Below are 22175 nucleotides of genomic sequence, written 5' to 3'. Positions count from 1 at the left end.
TGGCCAGATTGTTGAAGATCGAATAATGGATAAAGACCATTAATGTCGTATTAGAAATAAATAAAAAGTATGACTATTAATTTTGTTAAGTGAGCAAAGCAATTGCATCTTCCATGTTTCAAATATTGTCCTTTTAATGTTTATAGTTTATATTTTGTTCAATGTGTATCTTTACTTCAATATGTTCTATAGATTCTTTATCAATCGAATTAATTGCACTTACATCCCACTTTTTCAGATGATATCGATATGTTTTTTCACTTATATTTAACAAATCTGCATTTATTTCTTCACTTTTCTCCATCGTCTTTAATATTTCCCTTTTAATTTTCTTTTCTAATACTTTTTTAATTTTATCTATACTAATATCTTCCTCATTTTGAATCAATACTGCATTGGCTTTTACAATTAAGTGATAGGAAGGTTTATAACCATTTACTACTTCAATTGTTTTTTTAGGTTTCTGTATGATTACACTTACTTTTTCTTCAAAGAGGGAGAGAGGGATATTAGTAGCTTTTTTAGAAAACCATTTTAAGCCAACTAGGTCTTTTTTATTTACCCATCCTTTATATTGTTTCTGTGAAATGACAAATCCTCCGGTAACAACAGCAATATTTTTCTTTTCTTCATCCTCTGAGTAATGAGTTTTATTCATTTCTAATGAAGGTATGATCTGTGTACCAACTGGCTGGGAATAGGTCGAGATAAATTTATTATACTTTTCAATGGGAATAAAAAAGTTGTTTTCAGTTAGGGTTTTGGGATTATGGATGATTGTATATAAAGATGGGAAATTAAAAAAGCTCTCACTTGTTAAAATTTGTTTAATATCCTGTTCCGTACCAAAAAGCCATATATTGTATCTAAGTAAAGAATTTTGTCCAATAAATTCGATGACGGACTTCATTTGCTCCTTTATAAGATTTTCACTTAAAAGAATGGATTCAACATGCCCGTAATAGAGAGGTAATGCCGACTTTTGTTCTAATTTGCTTAAAGCGGCCTGTATTGTTTTTCCTTTAGCTTCTCCAATTAAGATGGGGGAGGCTTGCTGTAGAGAAGAAGCGCCTTCTTGATTCGCGATATTGGCAAAATTCAAGGCTTGAATATAGGCGATAAATTCTCCTTCAGCGTAATCTAGTCCTAAAGCTGTAATATAAGTTTGACTTTGTATTTCTTTTGCACCCCAGCACCCAGTCAGGAAAAAAATCTGACTGCTTATCATGATGATCAATAAAATCTTTTTCATATATTACTCCTTTTGACTATCGCTATCAATAGGTTGGTATGCTTGATTTCGCTTCTTCATAAATCGATAAGGCAACTTCAACATATTTTTAATGATATCTGCTCCATGGGGTTTGGATAAATACGACATATACGGCTGACCAAAGCTTTCTAATGAAACCACGTTTGTTAGAATGAGAAAAAAAGAAATAAAGAAGCCATATAATCCAAATAGACCTGAAAAGGCTAAAACTAGAAATCGCAGAATCACGAGATTGCCTGCCAGGGTTTGATTACTTAGGATATAACCTGATATCACTGTAACAGCAACAATGACCAAACAGGATGGAGATGTTAACCCTGCACGAATCGCAGCATCACCAATAAATAATCCGCCTAAAACAGCAACAGTTTGTCCAACAGCCTTAGGTAGGCGTACCCCGGCTTCTTTAAATAATTCAAATAAAACAAGCATAATAAAAACTTCCATAGGCGCAGATATAGGCAAGCCAATTCTAGAGGCAGATATTGTTGCGATAAGTGAATAAGGAATTTGATCAAGTTGAAAGGTTATTAACGAAATATAAAAACCAGGTAAGAAAATCGTCGTAGATATAGCCAAAAACCGCAGAACACGGACCATACTAACGTAAAAAAAACTATCATGAGCGTCTTCTGGTGAATATAATAGTTGATTTAAATTTGCGGGTCCTATTAGGCAAGTCGGATTTCCATCTACTATGATCACAAATCTTCCTTGTGTTAAGGATTGAACAGCAAAGTCTGGTCTGCCTGAATTCTCCATCAAAGGGAATAGTGAAAAGGTTTTGTCATATAGGAATTCCTCAATTTCGTAACTGCTAGCGACACTATCTACCTTTATGGAATCTAATCGCTTTTTGACATCTTCAAGAATAGAAGGATTCATAATATCATTTATATAAAGTAATAAGATTTTCGTTCTGCTTCTTTCACCAATTGTATAATCAATGCTTTTTAATGATGATGTTTTTAATCTCTGACGAATTAATGCCATATTATCCGATATATTTTCTACTAATCCATCCCTTGGCCCTCTAATTGAGGATTCCATGTTAGATTCTTCAGGACCTCGTTTTGGAAGATTTGATACGGGTAGAAAGTAAAGATCGTTTAAATGATGATTAAATATGATTAATTCACCTGAAAATAGTTTTTCCTCTGTCTCTGTTTTAACGGTATGTATATCTTTAAGCTTATTGGCCTCCAGAACATTATTTAATAATTCAAAATTTAAGTGACCGTTCTTTTCTATAACTTCATTAATAGTTGGAAAAATAACCTCATTTATAAATTTCATATCTACTAATTGAGGACAATACAAAAAATCCAAAGTATGATCTTGATAGTCCCTCGTTTTTATCACGGTATCAGAAGAACCTTCAAACCAAATTTTCAATTGTTCTATGCTGACGACTTTTTTATTAGGTTGAACTTTCTTCATGTTGATCTCCTTTTAAATGAATGATTAGTAAAAAAATCAGTAGCGTGCAAATTTGAAAAATAAGGCTAAAAGGGAAAAAATAATTTTGTAAAAAGTAAAAAAATGAGGTAGCATTCCAAGGAATGGAGGCACCAATGATTAATAGTAAATAAAGGATAGGAAGACCCCATTTTTTCCTTTTGTTTGATAAAAATAGTTTGTCTGCAATAAATAATGATAAGCTTATCCGAACAAATGCTCCAGAGAGCCATTGAAAGATTGAAAGAAAATCAAGTCGAGTAATATGCTCGCTAATTTCTAAAAGCTTCCACTGCTCATAAGCTGGATTCTTCAATTTTGTTGCTTCTTCTGGACCAAATTGTGAAATGGCTCCCACAAGTGGACCTAAGATTAAAAACACAAGGATGATCCCAACCAATATAAGCCATTTAATCTTTAATCTGTCTTTAATAAAAGACGTTAAAAACAAAAGAAAGATCATTTCAAACAAACCAGCACAGCTATACACTAAACCATGAAGAAAATCTATGTATCCATTCTCAAATATCGGAAATAACAGTTCATAATTCTTATTTTTCGAATTTCCGAAACCTACTAAAAATCCGAAAAATGACACTAATGGAAACACTAGAAAAGCAATCGTACTTATCGTTCGTATTCCTTTCACAGACGCATACAAGCAAATGAGTCCGAATAACAATACACTGACAAAATTAGGGACCTCAAAAGTATAATTAGCATTTGCCCAAAAAAAAGTATACTTAAGAGTAATAAAGGCAGAAATTAGAAAATAGGCTCCGAATACTATTGAAAATATTATAAAAACCCCGGATTGAGATAATTTTCGTTTAAGTAAAGAGAGAATATCATCATGAGTATTTAATTTTTTATAAATATGAAAAACAAGCAGAATCCAGAGGATAAATGGTATCGTACTGAAAATGACACTTAACCAGGCATCCCTGTTAGCGGTTGATAATATAGCTGGGATAATTAGAACATGTACCATGAATCCTGTAGACATAATAAATAAGATATAAATATGAACAGCTTGAATCATCTTTTGATTCATGGAAAACCCCCTTAAAATCAGCTAATTATAATTACTTGCATAGTTTAGCCTTGAAGCTGAAAAAAATTCACGAGAGTGTATAAAAAATTGTTTAAATTGTTAAAGTCAACAACAAAACGAACAGGATAATTTACAAAGCTTTAAAAATGACTTAATAATTTTGTTTCAGTTGACAATGGAATAAAAAACTTTCATTAGTAGCACATTATTAATAAAATTTTAAAAGCAAAAGTTTACAACGAAAGGATTTGAAAGATTGGATTTGATTAAAAAAAGATTAACTTCTGCAGAAATAACAAATTTATGGATCTATTATATTCAGGAAACTATGGCAATTCCAATCATTAAAATGCAGATTAAAGAAATTTAACTTGGAAATTTCCGAGGATAAAACCAAAATTATTTCTTTCGGACGTTTTGCGGAGAATTATGCAAAACAAAATCTCTTTTCGGAAATTACGAAGGGCTTTGTTTAACACCATTTCAGCAAATTCAAAACCTGAACTGAATTAATCGCAGTTCCTGTCTTTTTTGCTGCTTCCGCCAAAGAAAGCCTTGCTTGTTCACTAAGTGCAATCCCATATGCCATTCCACTGATCAAAAGTGGAATTTTTATTTTCATTGTTTTTTTTGCCTTTGGACCAATGGTAACGGCAACATCTACTACTTCTTCACCATCAATTGGAAATGGTGACGTTTGTGCGGGGAAGCTAGTGAAATCTTAACAGACAAAGACATTGATAGAGAAGAAGCAATAAGATTAGCTGAACAAGTCAAAAGGGATATGGAAGCTAACCCAGACAAAGTAATGTACGCTTCTCCAGTAGAAGAACCTATTATAAGCGATGAGAGATTTATTGAACTATTAAGTAAAGAAGGCGACTTAACAGAAGAAGAATCTAAACAACTTTCCAAAAGAGTTGAGCGCGATCAAAAAAACAATCCAGATAAGGTTTTCAATGCTTCTCCAGTTAAGGAAGATGATTTCTCCATCCAAAATGTTGGTTTTGAATTTGATTTCCTCGGTCCCTCTCTTCCTGGTAGGAATCATATAAGCGCTACGACTAGCACTTTAAAAGTTAGAATACAAACAACCATAAATTTGCCAGTAACTTTCAACCTATATAGAGTAAGCGACGGTGCCTTCATGGGTAGTAGGACATACCCTAAGCTAGCAACTACAGAGGCTACTTTTGGTGTGCAGATTTTATCAAGTTACAGATTTATATTAACAGGTAAAGATGGATCTTGGAAACGAGGGGTAGGTTTTATGTACCACTAAAACCATAAAGAAAAGTTATTATAATCCAACCGGGGTGATATATCATCCCGGTTTTTTTGTGGTTTAGATATCCCTCTGGAGAGCATGTAAAATCTACACCTTTTTCTTTATTCCGTTTAAATGGAGCGATTGTTCAATATAGGCAATCGTTTTTTCTTCTAACAACGAATGATAGGAGGTAATATAGAGTGCCTTAATTGTTAGTAAGGGAGATGAATACAATGTCAAACTCTAAGGAAGAAGAAAAGTTAGCTGGAGGGAATGTCTCAAATGTATATCGATTTGAAGATACTGTTCGACGAGAAATAAAACCTAATAGTTTGAAAATACATAAATTATTGCAGCACTTAGAGAGCAAAGGTTTTAATTATGCTCCGAAGTTTTTGGGTATTGATGAAAAATACAGGGAGATATTATCCTTCATTGAAGGATAGGCTGGAAATTACCCTTTGAAAAAATATATGTGGTCAAATGATGTGTTAAAAGAAATAGCACATATGCTTCGTCTTTACCATGACGCAGTTAGTGACTTTCCTTTGTTTGATGAATGGATTCCAATTGACAATACTCCTATAAATAGAGAGGTCCTTTGTCATAATGATTTTGCTGTGTACAATATTATTTTTAATCATGAACAGCCAGTAGGCATTATTGACTTTGATGTTGCAGCTCCCGGCCCAAGACTTTGGGACATAGCTTACACCCTCTATATATGCGTTCCTTTAAGCAGACTTTATCATAATGAAAAAGGTGAGACAGTCAATTATAATACTTTATATGATGCAGAAAGGATCAAAACAAGAATCAAGTTGTTCTTTAACTCTTACGATATTGAAGGTATAGATGAAGACTATTTAGAGATGGTATTGTTACGGTTAGAAGGGTTATGTAAATACATAAAGAGAAAATCCAACGAAGGAGACACTGCATTTCAAAAAATGATAGCCGAAGGACACCTTGAGCATTATGAAAAGGATATAGAATTCATTCGTGAACATAGGAGAGAGTGGTATTAATCAGAGTAATAAATTGATTTTAAAGGGACTAGACTATTTGATATCTCCAGATCACGCCTTAAACAATCTCGGAGTTTTAATCGAAGAACATATATAAGTTATCTCGAAATCGAGTCTTCCGCAATCGGGCGCGATTGCAGAAGATGATGGCTAACGACTTTGAATCGTTAGTCATTTTTAAATCATTCTTTAAATACATGTCTACAATGAAAGATCACATTATAATTCTAATTTTTTTATAAAAAGGTATTGATAACCAGCCGTATCCGTATAATGCTCTTCAATGGATAATTCTGATTCATGATGAAGCAATCCATCGATGACATGTACAGCATCCCTAGCGTTTGTGTTAATAACCTTTGTATAAAAAGAAGAAAATTGATCGCTGGTGAATCTATAGATAGTAGTTCCTTTCCCTGTTCCGTAGTGTGGGTTAGCATCAGCATGAAGAGAAGAGACGCCAACTTGTACACGCATGCCATCCGAAGATGAGGTACTCCCATTTCCCCAATATTTTGATAAAGAAAGATGATGTTGAAAATTTACTAAAGTAGCTTGAGCTTTACTCAAAGAATCCTCATGTAATCGCCATTGGGCTGCATTAGCTAACTGATGATAGGTGATTCCTGGTGTTGCTTCAGCCATTTTGGTAAGACCGATATTGGTTCCCATAGCCATAATCGTAGCCATTACAATAGACTTTTCTTCTCCCTTAGGTGGACGATTACTAGACGCATGAGCAAGGTGTTCATCGAATCCTGTCCAATTTGAAACTTCAATCAATAAATCAGTAAGTTTTACCCGTGGTAACATGTTATATAAAGTTTGGCTAAGAGATTTGGCATCTTCCGGTGTATCTTTCTCTAAACGGTCAAGTCGTATCCTTGACTTGTCAATACTTATTCCCTCAAGAGAATCTATGTTTTCCAATATATAATCTAATCTTTCATTTAAAGCAGTATTTCTCTCAATTATATATTCTTGAGCTGACATACCAACAGCTAATCTATTGCCTGTATTCTTAGTTTCATCCCAATTATCTTTAGTGACTAAGTATTCTTCAAAATCCTTATGTAACCTGCTTCCAGCAACCCATATATCTCCTGAACGGATATGGTTTTTTAATTCGGTTAATGCTGCTAATTCATAATACTTTCGATTAATATTTCCATCTTCATCATAGACATGTTTCTGCCATCTCTTTGGCACAAAATCCAATGGCGCGCCTTCGGGAATATGGCGTTTCTTATTATTGTTAATTTCACGCAAGACATTTAGAGCGCGCAATAAAGGCTCAGAAGCCTGAGTCGTACGGAACTCCAATTTACTGAGAAGTACCGGTGTATACTTTCTAAGGTAACTAAACCGGGTGACCAACAAATCTAAGTAATCGTAGTCCATAGGACGAGCTAAACGTTTTGCTTCTTCTATAGAATCAACAATCCTTTCCCAAGGCATTATTTTCTCTAATACTTCAAATGGATCTAGCTCTTCATTTCGTGCTTTTACTAAAGCTTCACCAATATCCGCAAAGTGCAGTACTTTTTCATTGATAGATTTTCCATTTTGCTTTTGCAGTTCTTCTTGTGCTTTTCTACCCTTTGACTGTAAGATCATAATTTGGCGGTCATGAATTTCGATAGCTTGATCGATTAGATCTTGACTAAGAGTTAAAAGGTGAGCTACAAGAATAGCGTACCTTTTATTCTCATTAAACCTCCGAAAGGAATGAGGTTCATATCGGGCGCCTAGCCTAGCAAGCTGAAGCAGCCTATTCGAGTGAATATTTTCGGACTCTGTTGAAAGATTTAATAAACGAACATATTCTAATCTCTCAATTACTTTTAAAAAAGCATCTGGTGATGACTGACCTGGTATTTCCCTTAGCCATCCAAGCTTAGTTTTGGATTTATCGGAAGGGGTATCAATTAATTTCTCCAATTGTTGTTTTTGCCATGGAGATAACGGTTTATAGAGTGAATTATATACTTTCTCCTCTGCCCTTCGCCTTGTTTCCCATACTAATCTTTCAATCGTTGTCATAGCAGGCAGAATGATTTTTCGCTTTCGCATTTCTTCTAAAGTCATCCTTATTAGGAACAGTGCATTTGAATTTTCAATTGCATGGGGGAGTAATGCCTGTGAAATAATCCGATATGACTGTGCTGAAAAATTAGAAAAACCATAATACTTTCGTATTTCCTCCATATGTTCATGTTTCGTTTGCTCTCGTTCAGAATATAGCTTAAATTCACTTGCATCTACTTGTAACTGATTAGCAACATAGTTTATCACCTTATCAGGAACATTCTTGATATCTGAAAGAGACCAACCAGGGTAACGAAAAAGACAAATTTGAATAGCGAATCCCAATCGATTATGATCTCTTCTTCTACGTCTTATTACCTCAATATCATCTTGTGTAAGGGTATAGTAATACGCTAATTCCCAATTACTTAAAGTAGACGGGATTAACAAAAAATCCTTTCTTTGATCAGGTGTAAGTAGTTCTCTTGCTCTTAGATACACAGGAAAATCCCCCTAATCCAACCCGAAGGTTTAATTTTTTTCTAAAGCTCGATACAACACTGATTTACTAACACCCGTCATATCCGTAATTTCTTTGATGCTATATTGTTTAGATGAATGTAGTTTTAAAGCACGTTCCACCAACTTGGGGTCTTTGGAAGGTCTCCCCCCATTTCGGCCTCTCATTCTTGCAGATTGTAATCCTGATTTTGTACGCTCACTGATAATATCTCGTTCTAGTTCAGCAATACTCGCCATTGTTCGGAAGAAAAAACGTCCCATAGCTGTTGATGTATCAATATTATCCTGTATGGAAATAAAATTGACCTCTTTTTCTTCAAAGGTTTCAACCAATTCAATTAGATGTTTTGTAGACCTTGAGATACGATCCAACTTATAAACGACCACAGAATCACCTTTACTTATAGCCTTTAGGAGTTGTTCTAATTCTGGACGTTCTTTTCTCGTTCCAGTTATTTTCTCTTTGTAAATAACAGCTGCGCCTGCTTTTTCTAAAACATCAATTTGAAGATCTAAAATTTGATCTTGAGTAGAAACACGAGCATATCCAAAAACTTTTCCCATTAAATTCCCTCCCCAAGAATAATTGTTCCCTAATTCGGATTATAAGTCAATTTTAGGGAAGATGAATACGGGAAGGGTTTAGGGATTAGAAAACGCCAAAAATCATGTGTACTATAGATAGGTAAAGTTTTTCCCTTAAACGTTCGTTAATGGGAATTACTATTAGAAAAATCATTTTATGTTTTTCATTCAAATATTCACTTGAATATTAACCAAGGAAAGGTATATACTATATTCAAGTGAACACTTGAATATCAATGGGGTGATAATGTGAATAAGAAAGATACTTGTGAAATTTTTTGTTATGACGAGGAAAAGGTCAATCGAATACAAGGTGATTTAAAAACAATCGATATTGTTAGTGTTGCCCAAATGTTAAAAGCAATTGCGGATGAAAATAGGGCAAAGATTACCTATGCTTTGTGTCAAGATGAAGAGTTATGTGTGTGTGATATAGCAAATATTATTGGTATTACGGTGGCAAATGCTTCTCATCATTTAAGGACCCTTCATAAGCAGGGGATTGTAAGATATAGAAAAGAAGGAAAACTAGCGTTTTATTCGTTAGACGATGAACATATTAGACAAATAATGATGATTGTACTAGAACATAAGAAAGAAGTGAATGTCAATGTCTGATCAAAAGGCAATAACATCTGAACAAGAAATGAAGGCCTATCGTGTACAAGGTTTTACTTGCGCAAACTGCGCGGGTAAATTCGAAAAAAATGTAAAACAGCTATCTGGAGTTGAGGATGCAAAAGTAAATTTTGGTGCATCTAAAATTGCTGTTTATGGTAATGCAACGATAGAAGAACTAGAAAAAGCAGGTGCATTTGAGAATCTCAAAGTGACACCTGAAAAATCTGCTCGCCAAGCATCACAAGAGGTAAAAGAAGATACGAAAGAAGATAAAGTGCCGTTTTATAAAAAGCATAGTACTCTACTTTATGCTTCCTTATTGATTGCCTTTGGTTATCTTTCCTCGTATGTGAATGGAGAAGAGAACATTGTTACTACCTTATTGTTTTTAGCATCCATGTTTATCGGAGGATTATCACTTTTTAAAGTTGGTTTGCAAAACTTACTACGTTTTGAATTTGATATGAAAACCCTTATGACAGTGGCTGTTATAGGTGGTGCTATTATTGGAGAATGGGCAGAAGTTGCCATTGTTGTTATTCTCTTTGCAATCAGTGAAGCACTTGAGCGATTCTCTATGGATAGAGCAAGACAATCGATTCGTTCATTAATGGATATCGCTCCTAAAGAGGCACTTGTTAGACGTAATGGACAAGAAATAATGATTCATGTTGATGATATTGCTGTTGGGGATATCATGATTGTAAAACCTGGTCAAAAGATTGCGATGGATGGTGTAGTTGTAAGTGGGTACTCTGCCGTTAACCAAGCAGCTATTACAGGTGAATCAGTCCCTGTCGAGAAAACGGTTGATAATGAAGTATTTGCAGGTACCTTAAATGAAGAAGGATTACTTGAAGTAGAAATAACGAAACTTGTAGAAGATACAACAATTTCTAAAATTATTCATCTTGTAGAGGAAGCACAAGGGGAACGTGCTCCTTCGCAAGCATTTGTTGATAAATTCGCAAAATATTACACACCGATTATTATGATCATTGCAGCATTAGTTGCTATAGTCCCTCCATTATTCTTTGATGGCAGTTGGGAAACATGGATTTATCAAGGATTAGCTGTTCTTGTTGTTGGTTGTCCTTGTGCGTTGGTTATATCGACTCCTATTTCTATTGTTTCAGCGATTGGAAATGCTGCGAAAAAAGGGGTCCTTGTAAAAGGCGGAGTGTATTTAGAAGAAATGGGCGCCTTAAAGGCTATTGCATTCGATAAAACAGGAACATTAACAAAAGGGGTCCCAGCTGTAACTGATTATAATGTGTTGAACAAACAGATAAATGAAAAAGAATTACTATCCATTATTACTGCATTGGAGTATCGTTCTCAGCATCCTCTTGCTTCAGCCATCATGAAAAAAGCAGAAGAAGAAAACATTACTTATTCTGACGTACAGGTAGAGGATTTCTCTTCTATCACAGGAAAGGGTATAAAGGGTATCGTAAACGGGACGACTTATTACATCGGTAGCCCGAAACTCTTTAAGGAATTATTGACTAATGATTTCGATAAAGACTTAGAGCAAAATGTTACTACTCTTCAAAATCAAGGTAAGACAGCCATGATTATTGGAACCGAAAAAGAAATACTTGCAGTTATTGCAGTTGCTGATGAAGTTCGTGAGTCAAGTAAGGAAATTCTTCAAAAGTTACATCAACTTGGAATCAAAAAAACAATTATGCTTACTGGTGATAACAAAGGTACTGCGAATGCTATCGGAGGGCAGGTTGGAGTATCTGATATAGAGGCAGAATTAATGCCACAGGACAAATTAGACTTTATTAAACAGTTGAGATCCGAGTATGGCAACGTAGCAATGGTAGGAGATGGGGTCAATGATGCACCTGCATTGGCGGCCTCAACAGTTGGGATTGCAATGGGTGGAGCTGGTACAGACACAGCCTTAGAAACTGCAGACGTCGCTCTAATGGGAGACGATTTAAGAAAACTTCCATTCACTGTAAAACTTAGCCGGAAAACTCTTAATATCATCAAAGCTAACATTACTTTTGCAATTGCTATTAAATTTATTGCCTTACTATTGGTTATCCCAGGTTGGTTAACGCTCTGGATTGCCATTCTTTCCGATATGGGCGCAACCCTTCTAGTAGCTCTAAATGGTTTGCGACTAATGAGAGTGAAAGAATAAAGGAAAAAGTGCTAAAAAGGGCTCTTCCAGACAGATGGAAATTCCTTTTTTAAAAAGGACTCATTATTAGTATAACTTCTAAATATAATAAAAAATCAGTTAGTGAGTTGATGTAATTGACTTTAATTTTGAACGTTATTTCTGCAATAGGGGCATTTATAGTTACCAATATTGATGATATTTTTGTTTTGATGCTGCTATTTTCACAGGCAAAAGCACAGGTGAAAACGAGTGAAGGTTTAAAAGGTAACCAGACAGAGAATAAGCATATATCCCCTAAGGATATAATTATTGGACAATATCTAGGTTTTACCTTGTTAGTAGTAGTTAGTCTCTTAGGAACTTTTGGAGTTATGTTAATTCCAGAGAAATGGGTAGGATTACTTGGACTAATCCCAATCTATTTAGGGATTATGTTGTTTATAAAGGGAGAAGATGAGGATGAAAATGCAATTCTTTCAAGTTTAAATTCTGGAAAGTATAATAGTGTCTTTTTAAGTGTAGCATTTATAACATTTGCTAATGGCGGAGATAACATTGGAATATATGTTCCTTTCTTCTCTACTTTAACCATGAACCAACTAGCAGTAACGGTTATTACTTTCTTTATTATGGTTGCGATTTGGTGTTTTATTGGATATCGTTTGGCAGCTTTTAAACATGTCTCTGAAACCTTAGAGAATTACGGTAGATGGATTATACCCATTGTCTTTATTGGTTTAGGAATCTATATCATGGTGGAGAACGAAACTTTCAGTGCCCTTTTGAGTTTAATAAATTATTAAAAAATAATCTTCAAAAGTCCCTCTAGTTAACAGTTGGGACTTTTGTTTTTCTTATTTACAAATAACGGAACCTACCTTAACCAACTAACTATTGGATATAAGTAATTGCTTGTCTACCCAGTTGCACCCATGCAGCTTCAAAGTCTGCTATTTTGGCCTTTTTATTCTTTGTGTTTGCTAGTGGATCACTAAAGTAAATATAGCATTGGTCATATCATATCCTGTTACTAATACAGAGTGCAGCTTATGAAGCCCTATTAGATTAATTTGCAACACAGGTGAAATAGAAAAAACTGAGGAGTTACCACAAAGGAACCCTAAAAATGGTAAGTACCAGCATGTTTGGATTGATTGCATGAATAACCAAATGGAAATATGTCTGGAATTATACAGATAATAAAACTACTATAATAGTTACTAATAAGCCTATGATTTCTTAGCGTAGGAATCATAGGCTTATTTTATGTCGAAATTTGCTTAGCGTGGGTTTTATGTCAAACTGTTGGTGGTACCCCTTAAAGGGATGATGAATATGGATTTGCAAGCACTTCTTTTTATGTTTTTTGGAGGACTTGGCATCTTTTTATTTGGGATTAAATACTTAGGGGATGGTCTTCAAAAGGTTGCAGGTGATGGACTGAGAGATCTACTTGACCGTTTTACAACCAACCCGATAATGGGTGTGCTTGCCGGGATTTTTGTAACCATTTTACTTCAAACCAGTACAGGAACAACGGTGTTGACAATTGGGTTAGTAAACGCCGGATTCATGACATTAAAGCAAGCAATTGGTGTTATTATTGGGGCTAATATAGGTACAACTGTAACAGCCTTTATAATTGGTATTAAAATTTCAACATATGCATTGCCCATTATGGCAGTAGGGACTTTTTTCATTTTCTTCTTTAAAAACCCTAAGATTAACAACTATGGACAAGTTATATTTGGATTTGGTTCTTTGTTTTTAGGTCTTAATTTAATGGGAGATGGTCTTAAACCACTTCGGGATGTACAGGCATTTGCAGATTTAACAGTGAGCATGAGTGAAAATCCGCTATTAGGTGTTCTTATTGGTACACTATTTACGGTTGCTGTTCAAAGTTCATCAGCTGCGATCGGGTTACTTCAAACTTTATTTGGTCAAGGATTAATGGATTTGGATGCAGCATTACCAGTTCTTTTTGGAGATAATATAGGTACCACAATTACAGCAGTATTAGCATCAATTGGTGCTTCTATTGCAGCAAGGCGTGCGGCTTTAACACATGTTATTTTTAACCTTGTTGGGACAACTATTGTATTAATCGTTTTAAGACCCTTTACAACTCTAATAGAATACATTCGTGATAGTTTGGGGTTAAACCCAGAAATGACCATTGCGTTTGCGCATGGGATTTTCAATGTATCAAATGCAATTATTCAATTACCATTCATAGCAGTGCTTGCTTGGATTGTGGTCAAGTTAATTCCAGGTCAAGATACGGCAATTCCATATAAGGCCGTCCATTTAGATGAAAAATTCATTAGAAAATCTCCTGCTATAGCACTTGGTCAAGGAAAAAAGGAAGTAATGCGTATGGCAGATTTAACAGAAAAGGGAATTCAAGAAGTTAGTCTATATTTTAAAACACAAGGGAAGAAACACAGAGAACTTGTTCCACAGTACGAAAATGCAATTAATAACTTGGATAATAAAATTACTGATTATCTTGTACAGGTTTCTTCTCATTCTTTATCCGGTCAAGATTCAAAGGTGCACCATACTCTTATGAATACGGTTAGAGACCTTGAGCGTATTGGAGACCATATGGAAAATATTATGGAGCTTGTTGAGTATCAAATTACGAATAAGGTAACGTTCTCTGAATCGGCAATTGCAGATTTAGATGAAATGTTTGAATTGACTGTTTCTACACTCAGACAAGCAATAAAAGCTCTGGACTTAGATGAAATTGAAGAAGCTAGATCTGTTCTTGAAAAAGAAGAGAAGATTGATAAAATGGAGAGAGATCTTCGAAAGAAACATATTATTCGTGTAAATGAAAACAAATGTACGGGGACAGCTGGAATTGTTTATGTAGATATTGTTAGTAATTTAGAGCGTGTAGGAGATCATGCTGTTAATATTGCCGAAGAAGTTATAGGGGAATAATAGTTAACGGAAAAGCGACTTATTTAGTCGCTTATTTGATTATCCAATAAAACAATTTTAACCATTCTCTATATAAATGTACTTATCTTAATATACAAGTTAAGTACAGAAAAAATCTGTCAAAAAGGATGAAAAAGATGATACCAAAGGGACTACTGATCATTTCTATAGGTGCAATTGTTGCTTTAATAAGGTTTTTTGCTTTTGGTTATTATCAATTCACTGGTATACAAATGTTTTCCGAAGCGGTTATGTATAAGACATTCGTAATAAAGGTTATCTTGTTTACCTTTGGATTTGTTATCTTCTATATTGAAAGAAGGAACAAAAAGGGGAGTGTTTCGAATGTCGCCAGTAGCTAAGTGTTATCGAAAGCTTACAAAAGAACCTATTACGGTACACTCGAAAGAATTAATAGTGGACGTTCAAAATAAACTGATAAATAAAGATCCTATACACCGTTCTGTATATGTGTTAGATAAACAGAAAAAATTAATTGGGATTATCACACTTAATGAATTAATGAAAATAATTGCTGTACGAAAAGGAATTACTACCCCTAAAGCAATGTCTATAAATAGGTTATTTACTTTTATTTCAGAAGATACAAAGGCAGAAGACATAATGTGTTCACCCATTTCTGTTAAACTAACGGACACATTAGAGGAAGCGTTTGAATTAATGCTGATACATGATCTTCAAGAACTTCCTGTAGTGGATGAGGCAAATTCCGTAATTGGTGACTTAAACGTATTCGAATTATTACGAGAAATAAATGATAAGATAATAAACTAGGTGAATTCATGATACATAAACTATTAATGGTCCTTGTATTATTACTGACTTTTTTCTTGAAATCTTATATTCACATTGATAATGTGTCTATTGACGAAGGGTATGAAAAATTTCATTCGGATGATTTGAAGTCATTAGTTATTGTTGGTGGATTAAGTTCGTCTACTTTCTTACTATCTGTACAAGCAGCGGTCTTATGGATAACTTATTCATTAAGTAGGAACCAATATTCAAAGTTTATTATGGAGTTCTTACGTTCATCTGTACCTCTAATAAAGATTAAGCTTAATCTTTTAACAATTAAGTTTCAAAGTACATTTTTCTCTTTTTTTGTTTTGAATAATTAAAAAATTAGAGGAGATGATATTAGTGTCGAAAAAGAAAACGACGAAGAGTGGATTAACTGAGCCATTGATAGGTTTAGTGGTAGGGATTTTTATGATGATCGTTGCATTTTTGGTTGCCTATTACGTTTTTGATTTAGTACCTTTTTCATAAAAAAGAAATGTCCTTACGTTCAGTAAGGGCTTTTTTAGTTCGCCCAGCATGTGCGAACTCTAACGGGTGAAAGTCAGGAGTGCAAAGAGGTAGCTGTAAGCATATAGCAGAAAACAAGGGTGTCCATGGCGACATGGAATCTGAAGGAAGCTCGAGGCAAATCTCCGGTCTGACAAACAGAAAGCATATAAGAAGCAACGTATAAAGACAAGATTGTCAAAGAAGTTAAAATCCGATAGCTACAACAATCATAAGGTGTATATGGGGCAGATAGATGGAGGGGAAAGTTCGCACTTTAACTGGGGAGGCCTCACTGGTCTACACCAAAACCTTGTAGTGATACAATACAAGACTGGATCGTGAGAAGTCAGCAGAAGCCGTAGTAGTAAAGATTTCTAATGAAAATTAGAAGGAGGGAAGGGCTGAACAATTTCAACGTTATAAAATCTCGGTTGGAAGCGGAAATAGATCACTGGCATCGAGCGGAAAGATAGAGGATAGATACCGACTTTACGAGACAGGTGCCGCTGGTGTCGATGGAATAATAGTGCAGGAAACTAGGAGCTTATTGGCCATTATTGACTTGACATTAAGATAGTAAATACTAAAAAGTGGTTTGAGCTTAACACCACTATAATTTCTAAGGTTAACTTGAGGGAGTTTTGTTTTTCAGGCTCGCACATAGTTTACGGTCAAGTTCTCTCTCAGGTGACATATAAATGTACTGAAGGGAGAGTTCAGCATGAGAGCTATGAGAAGATTCAGACCTCGAAGAACAGGCCTGTTCCCATTTCGTTATGTTCTGTTACTTTCTTTTGTTATTTTTATTGCTTTAACTTTACAAGGTTTATGGATCATCGAAAAGGGGATTCGTCCAACTTTGATGGAAATCGCGAGAACTGAGGCAAGGGTCATTGCAACTAAAGCAATTAATGATGCCGTCTCAAAGAAAATTGTGTCTGATCTCCATCAGGATAAGTTATTTATTACAAACTCTGAAAATAAGATCCAATTTAATACCCAAGTTTATAATAAGGTAGTATCGGAAGCGACCAACCGTGTACAAAGACATTTGAAAGCGATAGAGGAGGGTAGGGTGTTTGACGTAGAAATTGAATTGGAAGACGCTGAAGCGATTAGTACATCAGACGGAGGTATTATTTATGTCATTCCTTTAGGTCAAGCAACTAATAATGCATTGTTAGCTCATTTAGGTCCAAAGATACCTGTTAGATTCTCTGCAATTGGAGACGTTAAGACAGATCTTAATTATGGTGTAATAAATACGGGAATAAACAACACCACACTGTCGGTAAATTTTGATGTTATAGTAGATGCTAAAATAGTAATCCCTTTTGCGACTCAAACCGAAGCTGTTAAAACAACGGTTCCTATAGGGTTAATAACTATACAAGGAGAAGTACCCGAATACTATTCAGAAGGTGGGGGGATGATTTTGCCAGCAGGTTCTAGTGGGAATTAGTTTTTATATATCTACTTTTTCACTGCTTGTATGGGATATAAATACTATCGTAAGTATGATAAGTTTAAATTAAACGAGGAGGGTTGCGTAATAAAATGAAAATGAATCTAATTTTTATAGGCTTAATGATTGTAGTGTTAACTATTTCTATTATTGGTGTATATATAACAACAAGTACTCCAAGTATAGAAGATTTTAAGGAACATTTGGTGTCATGGTACAAATAATTATAGGGTTATTTAGACAAAGAATGAGACAACCATTAATGGTTGTCTCAGAGTGTTGAGAAGCCTTATTTTTAAAAAGGTTGGCATATATCTTACCGCTATTAGAGGCTGTTTTGTATGGGCATGTATGTCTCTAAAATGTTTTATAACGTGTATGTTTACAGCCCTTTATATACCGATTATCAGTTCATGAATATGGGGAAGGTTTAAAGCATGATTAAATATAGACTCCTATTTGGGGCATCCCTTAAAATATCAAAGTGTGTTAGGCTTGATAAGGAGATTGGCAAAACCAACAGGGATTACTTTCACTGCCCATATGTTACGTCATACGAGGATGCTAGATGAAAATATCTGCGATTCAAAATAAATATGAAGAGATTCTTCATTCTGAAGAGGAAGATGATATGAGGTCCTTGCTGTTAGGCAAATTAATGACCAATATGGAGATCTTTTATCATATACCGATTTTTTGCGATGAAGGATGGGAAAAGAAAAACCAAACAGTTCTAGCTTTATTTCGGAAAATTTCATCGACTCGCAACCTCTATAAAAGCGTTCTCCACTTTAGGAAAGGGGAGAACGCTTTTAAATGTATTCTTGCATACTATTTAGCAGGTTATCAGGTTTCCTGTAGTAATCCGTATCCTATATTTGCAAGCGCCTGCTTTAACGTGGCGCAGGTAACAAGCCTTTCCAGTTTTATGTCTAACTGCACACTAGTTTGGGCGATGGCCGGACTAATCCATGTGATGATGGTTTTTACGCCTAATAACGATAGACCATCCGCTAATTTAAAAATATGATTTGCCACCATCGTATCCCCAAAACTAACTCCGGATAAATCCAAAATCAGTTTGGATATTTCTAATTCTGTGGCACGCTGCATGGTTTGATTGATAATCATCTGAGCTCGATTTGTATCGATATCACCCACGAGTGGAAGGATGGCGACACCATCAAATACAGGAACATTCGGAACAGATAGTTCATCTAAAGCCATAGTGAAGACCTCAGATATTTTCCGATAATTTTCTACATACGATTGACTGAACCCGTAAACCGCTTGATCTAATAAAGGATCAAGGGATTTTGCGATTGTGAAAATTTGACCTGCGGACAACTGCTTTGTTTTTGTCTGATCCTCAATAAATGACCATATAGCCGTCCGAAAGAAATGAGTTGCTGATAAGACTTGTTCAAGGGAACGTCCATGTTTGATCGCTACTTCTCCTACCTGTTTCCCCCATTGTATGATGTTGATTTTGAACTTGTCATCTTGTGTTTTTAATCCTTCTCCCAATAGTTTGACAAAGTCGGCAGAAGTGTTTATCGCTTCTGTTTGTTGTTCCGCGGCTCTTTCTGTATACTCAGGATCTTCTAGAGACCGAAGGTGTATGCGTGTTCTGCAATACTAGAAGCTTGGAGAATGATTTGATCGGCTAATTCAAATAATGATTGTGTATTCATGATGCCCACCCGCAACTTATTTACCCTAAGTGAATTTTATCACTGAATATCATATTTTTATCTATTTTCTTTTTTTGAGATTTTTTATTGTCCAATGCAGCAGAGACGGTTTATTGATTTAAGTTTAAATGTTCTCAGCATTAAACTGGTAGCGCTACCAAGCTTCAGAGGACTTAAACCTTTTAATAATCAGCTTGTTCAATTAAGGTTTCTTTTTCATCATCGAAAAAAGCGGAGAGTCCAATGTTGACGGTCAAGTTATGGAGAGCTGCCATATAAATATGGGGTTTGTTCAATCTCAGTACGTACTCTTTCGGCTACTTCTTTTCCTTCTTCCAAAGGGGTAGCTTGCATAATAACGGCAAATTCTCCTCAGCCCCAACCTCACATGGGCATTAGATTCACGAACATGGTTCTTGATCACCTGAGCTGGGGGTAAATGTTAGCTTTTCAAGTGGTGGAGCAAGTTGGGCACCGTTTACTAGCACTAGAACTATTTGTTGTTGCGTACTTTTTTGTCGTTTGCACTGGGAACTTTACTCCAAGTAGTGTTCTTAATATTGTTTTTCGGTTCGTTTTTATCGGAAATGAATAATATTGTTGGGTTTTTTACTTGTCTTTTTGGGGGTTATTACTTTAATAGCTGGTATATATTCAGTTAAAGTTGGTCATGTACATTCTGTTACCTAACTATTTTATCTGTCTTGATTGTATCGTAGCTATTATAATATTGCTTTTTTCAATCTTCGCATATTTCTCAGTTGAAGGTGATGGATTTGGTCCTTTGTTTTTTCAAAATTAAATATTTTGGAACTAACGACAGGGATTAATTTACTGAAGTAACGGGTGCGTTTCTTTAATTAGAAACGCTTTTTTCGTGACGAATAGTGATAAAACATTTAATGTGAAATACGGGAGTTCAAGCAAGGAACATTTTAATTTGAATAAATAAATAAATAAAGTAACCGAGCTACGAACGAAAGTAAAATAATGGAATAATAATAAAATTATACAAGGTATATGGGAATTAACAATTAATGAAAAAGAAAAAGCGGTAACTACTGAATTAGATGATGCTATAATTTGGAAGTGTGGAGGGGAAGTATGAATAAAAAATTAATTAATTTATTTATGATTTTATTAATAGTTATTGTTGGGTGTAGTAATAAATCAGAAATTAGAATTGAGGATATTGAAAAAATACAATTAGATTTAGTGGAAATCCAAAATATGGATGATGGAACTGAATATCACATTAAACTTTTAAACGAAAGTGACTATGTAATTAAACAAAATATTGTTCACTTCGAATATCCAATTAAATTAGATAACGGGATAAAAGAAAATAAATACAAGATTGAAGCAACCAATAACAGACTTAATATACAGCCTGACGAAGAGGTAATGCTTTATGTATTTGCCCCTTTTGAGGGAATGTCTGAAAATCAAACATTAGCTTTGGATGATCCAAGTGTTATGTTAAAGGGTTACTTAGAAGAGGTAAATGAAGAGTATATGTTTTCTATAGGGAGAATTTTAACTTTAAATCACTCAGAGTGAAATATCTTTAATATGGGAGCATTATAAAACCATGTTACTGTTCTTTCTTATACTAAAGAGGCGGTACTTAATAAAGGACTTTCTCTTGTTGAAGTAACGTAGCAGTTTTGTTGAAGATGAATTGAAGGGAGATGGTTAGATGGCAAAATGTACAAAATGTAATTATAAATGGAAAGCCAAAGAGATTTGGTCACTCGGATTTTCAAAAAAGGGGAAAGACTGTTCAAACTGTGGGCATAAACAATATATTTCGGCAGAGACGCAACGGATATTTACATTAGGATATCTAAGTCTGATATTTGTTCCAATCCTTCCCTTCTTCATCAAATTAAGCGATAAAGATGAACCGTTATGGTAGTCATTCTTCAATTTACGGGTGCATTCCTTCAACAAGGGATGCTTTTTTCTTTATCAACAAAAAGGAAATTAATGTTAAACTAAAGGAGCAGTTTTGTTTAATAAGATTTTAGATATAGAAGGGGGATGTTTAAATGGACAAAGAGAAAGAAACTCCGGAAATAAGAAGAGAAAAGTTGAGGCAAGAAGAACTAAAAAGTCCTTCTAGCAGTATCCACGGGAGTAATCTTGCAGATTTAGTCGGTGGATTAGGTTGGAAACTGGAATACTTATACTCTTGATGATTGTTGTTAGTGGTTATTTTTTATTGAAATTCAGTCAACCACTGGAGTTGGATGATATTGCTTCAAGTGAAGATAATAAATCAGTAATTATTGGTATAGGTAACAATGGTTTTCGTGACGTGGTGATAATAGATATTTCCGTGAATAATAATGAAAAGCCCTTAGAAACTAGATTACAAGATAGTGATGAGTTAAAAGGATTTATTATAACAGATGATTTTAACGCTGATGAAGCGATAAAGTATAGTTTTTCTAATATAGATGTGGTAGTTATAAAGTTAAGAGATGATAAAATTTATGGGGTTAGTGTCATTCATAATGAAAAAATAAATAATGTTCATATAGAATATAGTCATTTTGGAATGACTTATAATGATACTGTATATATAAACAATTATTAATATACGAGTGTTATAGAAGTCCTTTTTTAACTAACGGGTGCAATCCTTCAATAAGGAATGCTTTTTCTATGGCAAAGAAAAGGAAATTAATGTTAAACTAAACCAGCTAATAGTTTGTCAATATTTTTCAATAAAAAAGTTAAAATACAAATGATATACTAAA

General features: G+C 34.6%; 17 protein-coding genes and 5 pseudogenes. 14 read left to right on the top strand and 8 right to left on the bottom strand.

The features are described 5' to 3' along the window. Nucleotides 1-133: 133 nt before the first annotated feature. From A33I_RS17570 to A33I_RS20375, 4 genes and pseudogenes are all read right to left on the bottom strand, one after another. Entirely contained in the window at nt 134-1252 is a 1119-nt protein-coding gene (locus tag A33I_RS17570) for a Ger(x)C family spore germination protein (protein ID WP_022629637.1), read from the bottom strand. A 3-nt stretch (nt 1253-1255) separates the two neighbouring features. Then, entirely contained in the window at nt 1256-2713 is a 1458-nt protein-coding gene (locus tag A33I_RS17565) for a spore germination protein (protein ID WP_022629636.1), read from the bottom strand. After that, the gene (locus tag A33I_RS17560) at nt 2694-3785 is read right to left on the bottom strand and encodes an endospore germination permease (protein ID WP_022629635.1); all 1092 of its coding nucleotides are present in this window, start codon (nt 3783-3785) and stop codon (nt 2694-2696) included. The genes A33I_RS17565 and A33I_RS17560 overlap by 20 nt, the downstream gene beginning before the upstream one ends. 505 nt (nt 3786-4290) lie before the next feature. After that, nucleotides 4291-4500 (bottom strand): annotated as a pseudogene (locus A33I_RS20375) (glutamate synthase-related protein); the annotation flags it as partial. Here A33I_RS20375 and A33I_RS17555 point away from each other — a divergent pair. Together A33I_RS17555 and A33I_RS17550 are read left to right on the top strand one after the other, a co-directional pair. Further along, nucleotides 4483-5067 carry a hypothetical protein gene (locus tag A33I_RS17555; RefSeq protein WP_022629633.1) on the top strand — a complete coding sequence of 195 codons (585 nt, stop codon included), beginning with the start codon at nt 4483-4485 and terminating at the stop codon, nt 5065-5067. The pseudogene A33I_RS20375 and the gene A33I_RS17555 sit on opposite strands and share 18 nt — an antisense overlap. Nucleotides 5068-5288: 221 nt before the next feature. Next, a pseudogene (locus A33I_RS17550) lies at nt 5289-6083 on the top strand (phosphotransferase). Between the two features lie 252 nt (nt 6084-6335). On the opposite strand, the pseudogene A33I_RS17545 reads toward A33I_RS17550, so the two are convergent. Both A33I_RS17545 and A33I_RS17540 read right to left on the bottom strand, forming a co-directional pair. Next, nucleotides 6336-8612, bottom strand: a pseudogene (locus tag A33I_RS17545) (Tn3 family transposase); the annotation flags it as partial. A 30-nt stretch (nt 8613-8642) separates the two neighbouring features. After that, a complete protein-coding gene (locus A33I_RS17540) occupies nt 8643-9197 on the bottom strand; it encodes a recombinase family protein (protein ID WP_003322302.1) in 555 nt (184 codons plus the stop codon). Nucleotides 9198-9467: 270 nt separating this feature from the next. Here A33I_RS17540 and cadC point away from each other — a divergent pair, with 270 nt between their 5' ends. The 3 genes from cadC to A33I_RS17525 all read left to right on the top strand — a co-directional run bounded on the left by cadC (nt 9468) and on the right by A33I_RS17525 (nt 12785). Further along, nucleotides 9468-9836 (top strand): Cd(II)-sensing metalloregulatory transcriptional repressor CadC, encoded by a 369-nt coding sequence (cadC, locus tag A33I_RS17535; RefSeq protein ID WP_003322301.1) that lies wholly within the window; start codon nt 9468-9470, stop codon nt 9834-9836. Continuing rightward, nucleotides 9829-12000, top strand: coding sequence for a heavy metal translocating P-type ATPase (locus tag A33I_RS17530; RefSeq protein WP_003322300.1), 2172 nt, complete (start codon nt 9829-9831; stop codon nt 11998-12000). The genes cadC and A33I_RS17530 overlap by 8 nt, the downstream gene beginning before the upstream one ends. 116 nt (nt 12001-12116) lie before the next feature. Then, nucleotides 12117-12785, top strand: a complete 669-nt coding sequence (locus A33I_RS17525; protein ID WP_003322298.1) for a CadD family cadmium resistance transporter — start codon at nt 12117-12119, stop codon at nt 12783-12785. 88 nt (nt 12786-12873) lie between these two features. Here A33I_RS17525 and A33I_RS21595 read toward each other — a convergent pair. After that, a pseudogene (locus tag A33I_RS21595) lies at nt 12874-13034 on the bottom strand (C39 family peptidase); the annotation flags it as partial. A gap of 283 nt (nt 13035-13317) precedes the next feature. Between A33I_RS21595 and A33I_RS17520 the strand changes: the two are divergent. The 5 genes and pseudogenes from A33I_RS17520 to A33I_RS21355 form a co-directional block, all read left to right on the top strand. Further along, a complete protein-coding gene (locus tag A33I_RS17520; protein ID WP_022629629.1) occupies nt 13318-14937 on the top strand; it encodes a Na/Pi cotransporter family protein in 1620 nt (539 codons plus the stop codon). A 345-nt stretch (nt 14938-15282) separates the two neighbouring features. Beyond that, the gene (locus tag A33I_RS17510; protein WP_022629628.1) at nt 15283-15732 is read left to right on the top strand and encodes a CBS domain-containing protein; all 450 of its coding nucleotides are present in this window, start codon (nt 15283-15285) and stop codon (nt 15730-15732) included. Nucleotides 15733-16101: 369 nt separating this feature from the next. Further along, complete coding sequence (locus tag A33I_RS21450) at nt 16102-16230, top strand: hypothetical protein (protein WP_012961226.1); 129 nt, start codon at nt 16102-16104, stop codon at nt 16228-16230. 742 nt (nt 16231-16972) lie between these two features. Next, on the top strand, nt 16973-17713 hold the full coding sequence (gene yunB / locus A33I_RS17500) for a sporulation protein YunB (protein WP_022629626.1): 741 nt from the start codon (nt 16973-16975) through the stop codon (nt 17711-17713). Nucleotides 17714-18108: 395 nt separating this feature from the next. Then, a pseudogene (locus tag A33I_RS21355) lies at nt 18109-18274 on the top strand (tyrosine-type recombinase/integrase); the annotation flags it as partial. A 288-nt stretch (nt 18275-18562) separates the two neighbouring features. On the opposite strand, the gene A33I_RS17495 reads toward A33I_RS21355, so the two are convergent. Further along, nucleotides 18563-19243, bottom strand: a complete 681-nt coding sequence (locus A33I_RS17495) for an STAS domain-containing protein (protein WP_022629625.1) — start codon at nt 19241-19243, stop codon at nt 18563-18565. A 606-nt stretch (nt 19244-19849) separates the two neighbouring features. On the opposite strand from A33I_RS17495, the gene A33I_RS20970 reads away from it, so the two are divergent. The 4 genes from A33I_RS20970 (at nt 19850) to A33I_RS21480 (ending at nt 22012) form a co-directional block, all read left to right on the top strand. Continuing rightward, nucleotides 19850-20005, top strand: coding sequence for a hypothetical protein (locus tag A33I_RS20970; RefSeq protein WP_022629624.1), 156 nt, complete (start codon nt 19850-19852; stop codon nt 20003-20005). Between the two features lie 509 nt (nt 20006-20514). Then, complete coding sequence (locus A33I_RS17490) at nt 20515-20970, top strand: hypothetical protein (RefSeq protein ID WP_022629623.1); 456 nt, start codon at nt 20515-20517, stop codon at nt 20968-20970. 491 nt (nt 20971-21461) lie between these two features. After that, nucleotides 21462-21608 (top strand): DUF6366 family protein, encoded by a 147-nt coding sequence (locus A33I_RS21140; RefSeq protein WP_169790062.1) that lies wholly within the window; start codon nt 21462-21464, stop codon nt 21606-21608. After that, nucleotides 21581-22012 (top strand): hypothetical protein, encoded by a 432-nt coding sequence (locus tag A33I_RS21480; protein ID WP_169790061.1) that lies wholly within the window; start codon nt 21581-21583, stop codon nt 22010-22012. Before A33I_RS21140 ends, A33I_RS21480 begins: the two co-directional genes overlap by 28 nt. The last annotated feature ends 163 nt before the right edge of the window (nt 22013-22175 follow it).

Origin of the sequence: Alkalihalophilus marmarensis DSM 21297, from assembly GCF_000474275.2 — a bacterium.
Classification (GTDB): domain Bacteria; phylum Bacillota; class Bacilli; order Bacillales; family Bacillaceae_D; genus Alkalihalophilus; species Alkalihalophilus marmarensis.
This window is presented reverse-complemented; position numbering and strand designations above follow the sequence as displayed.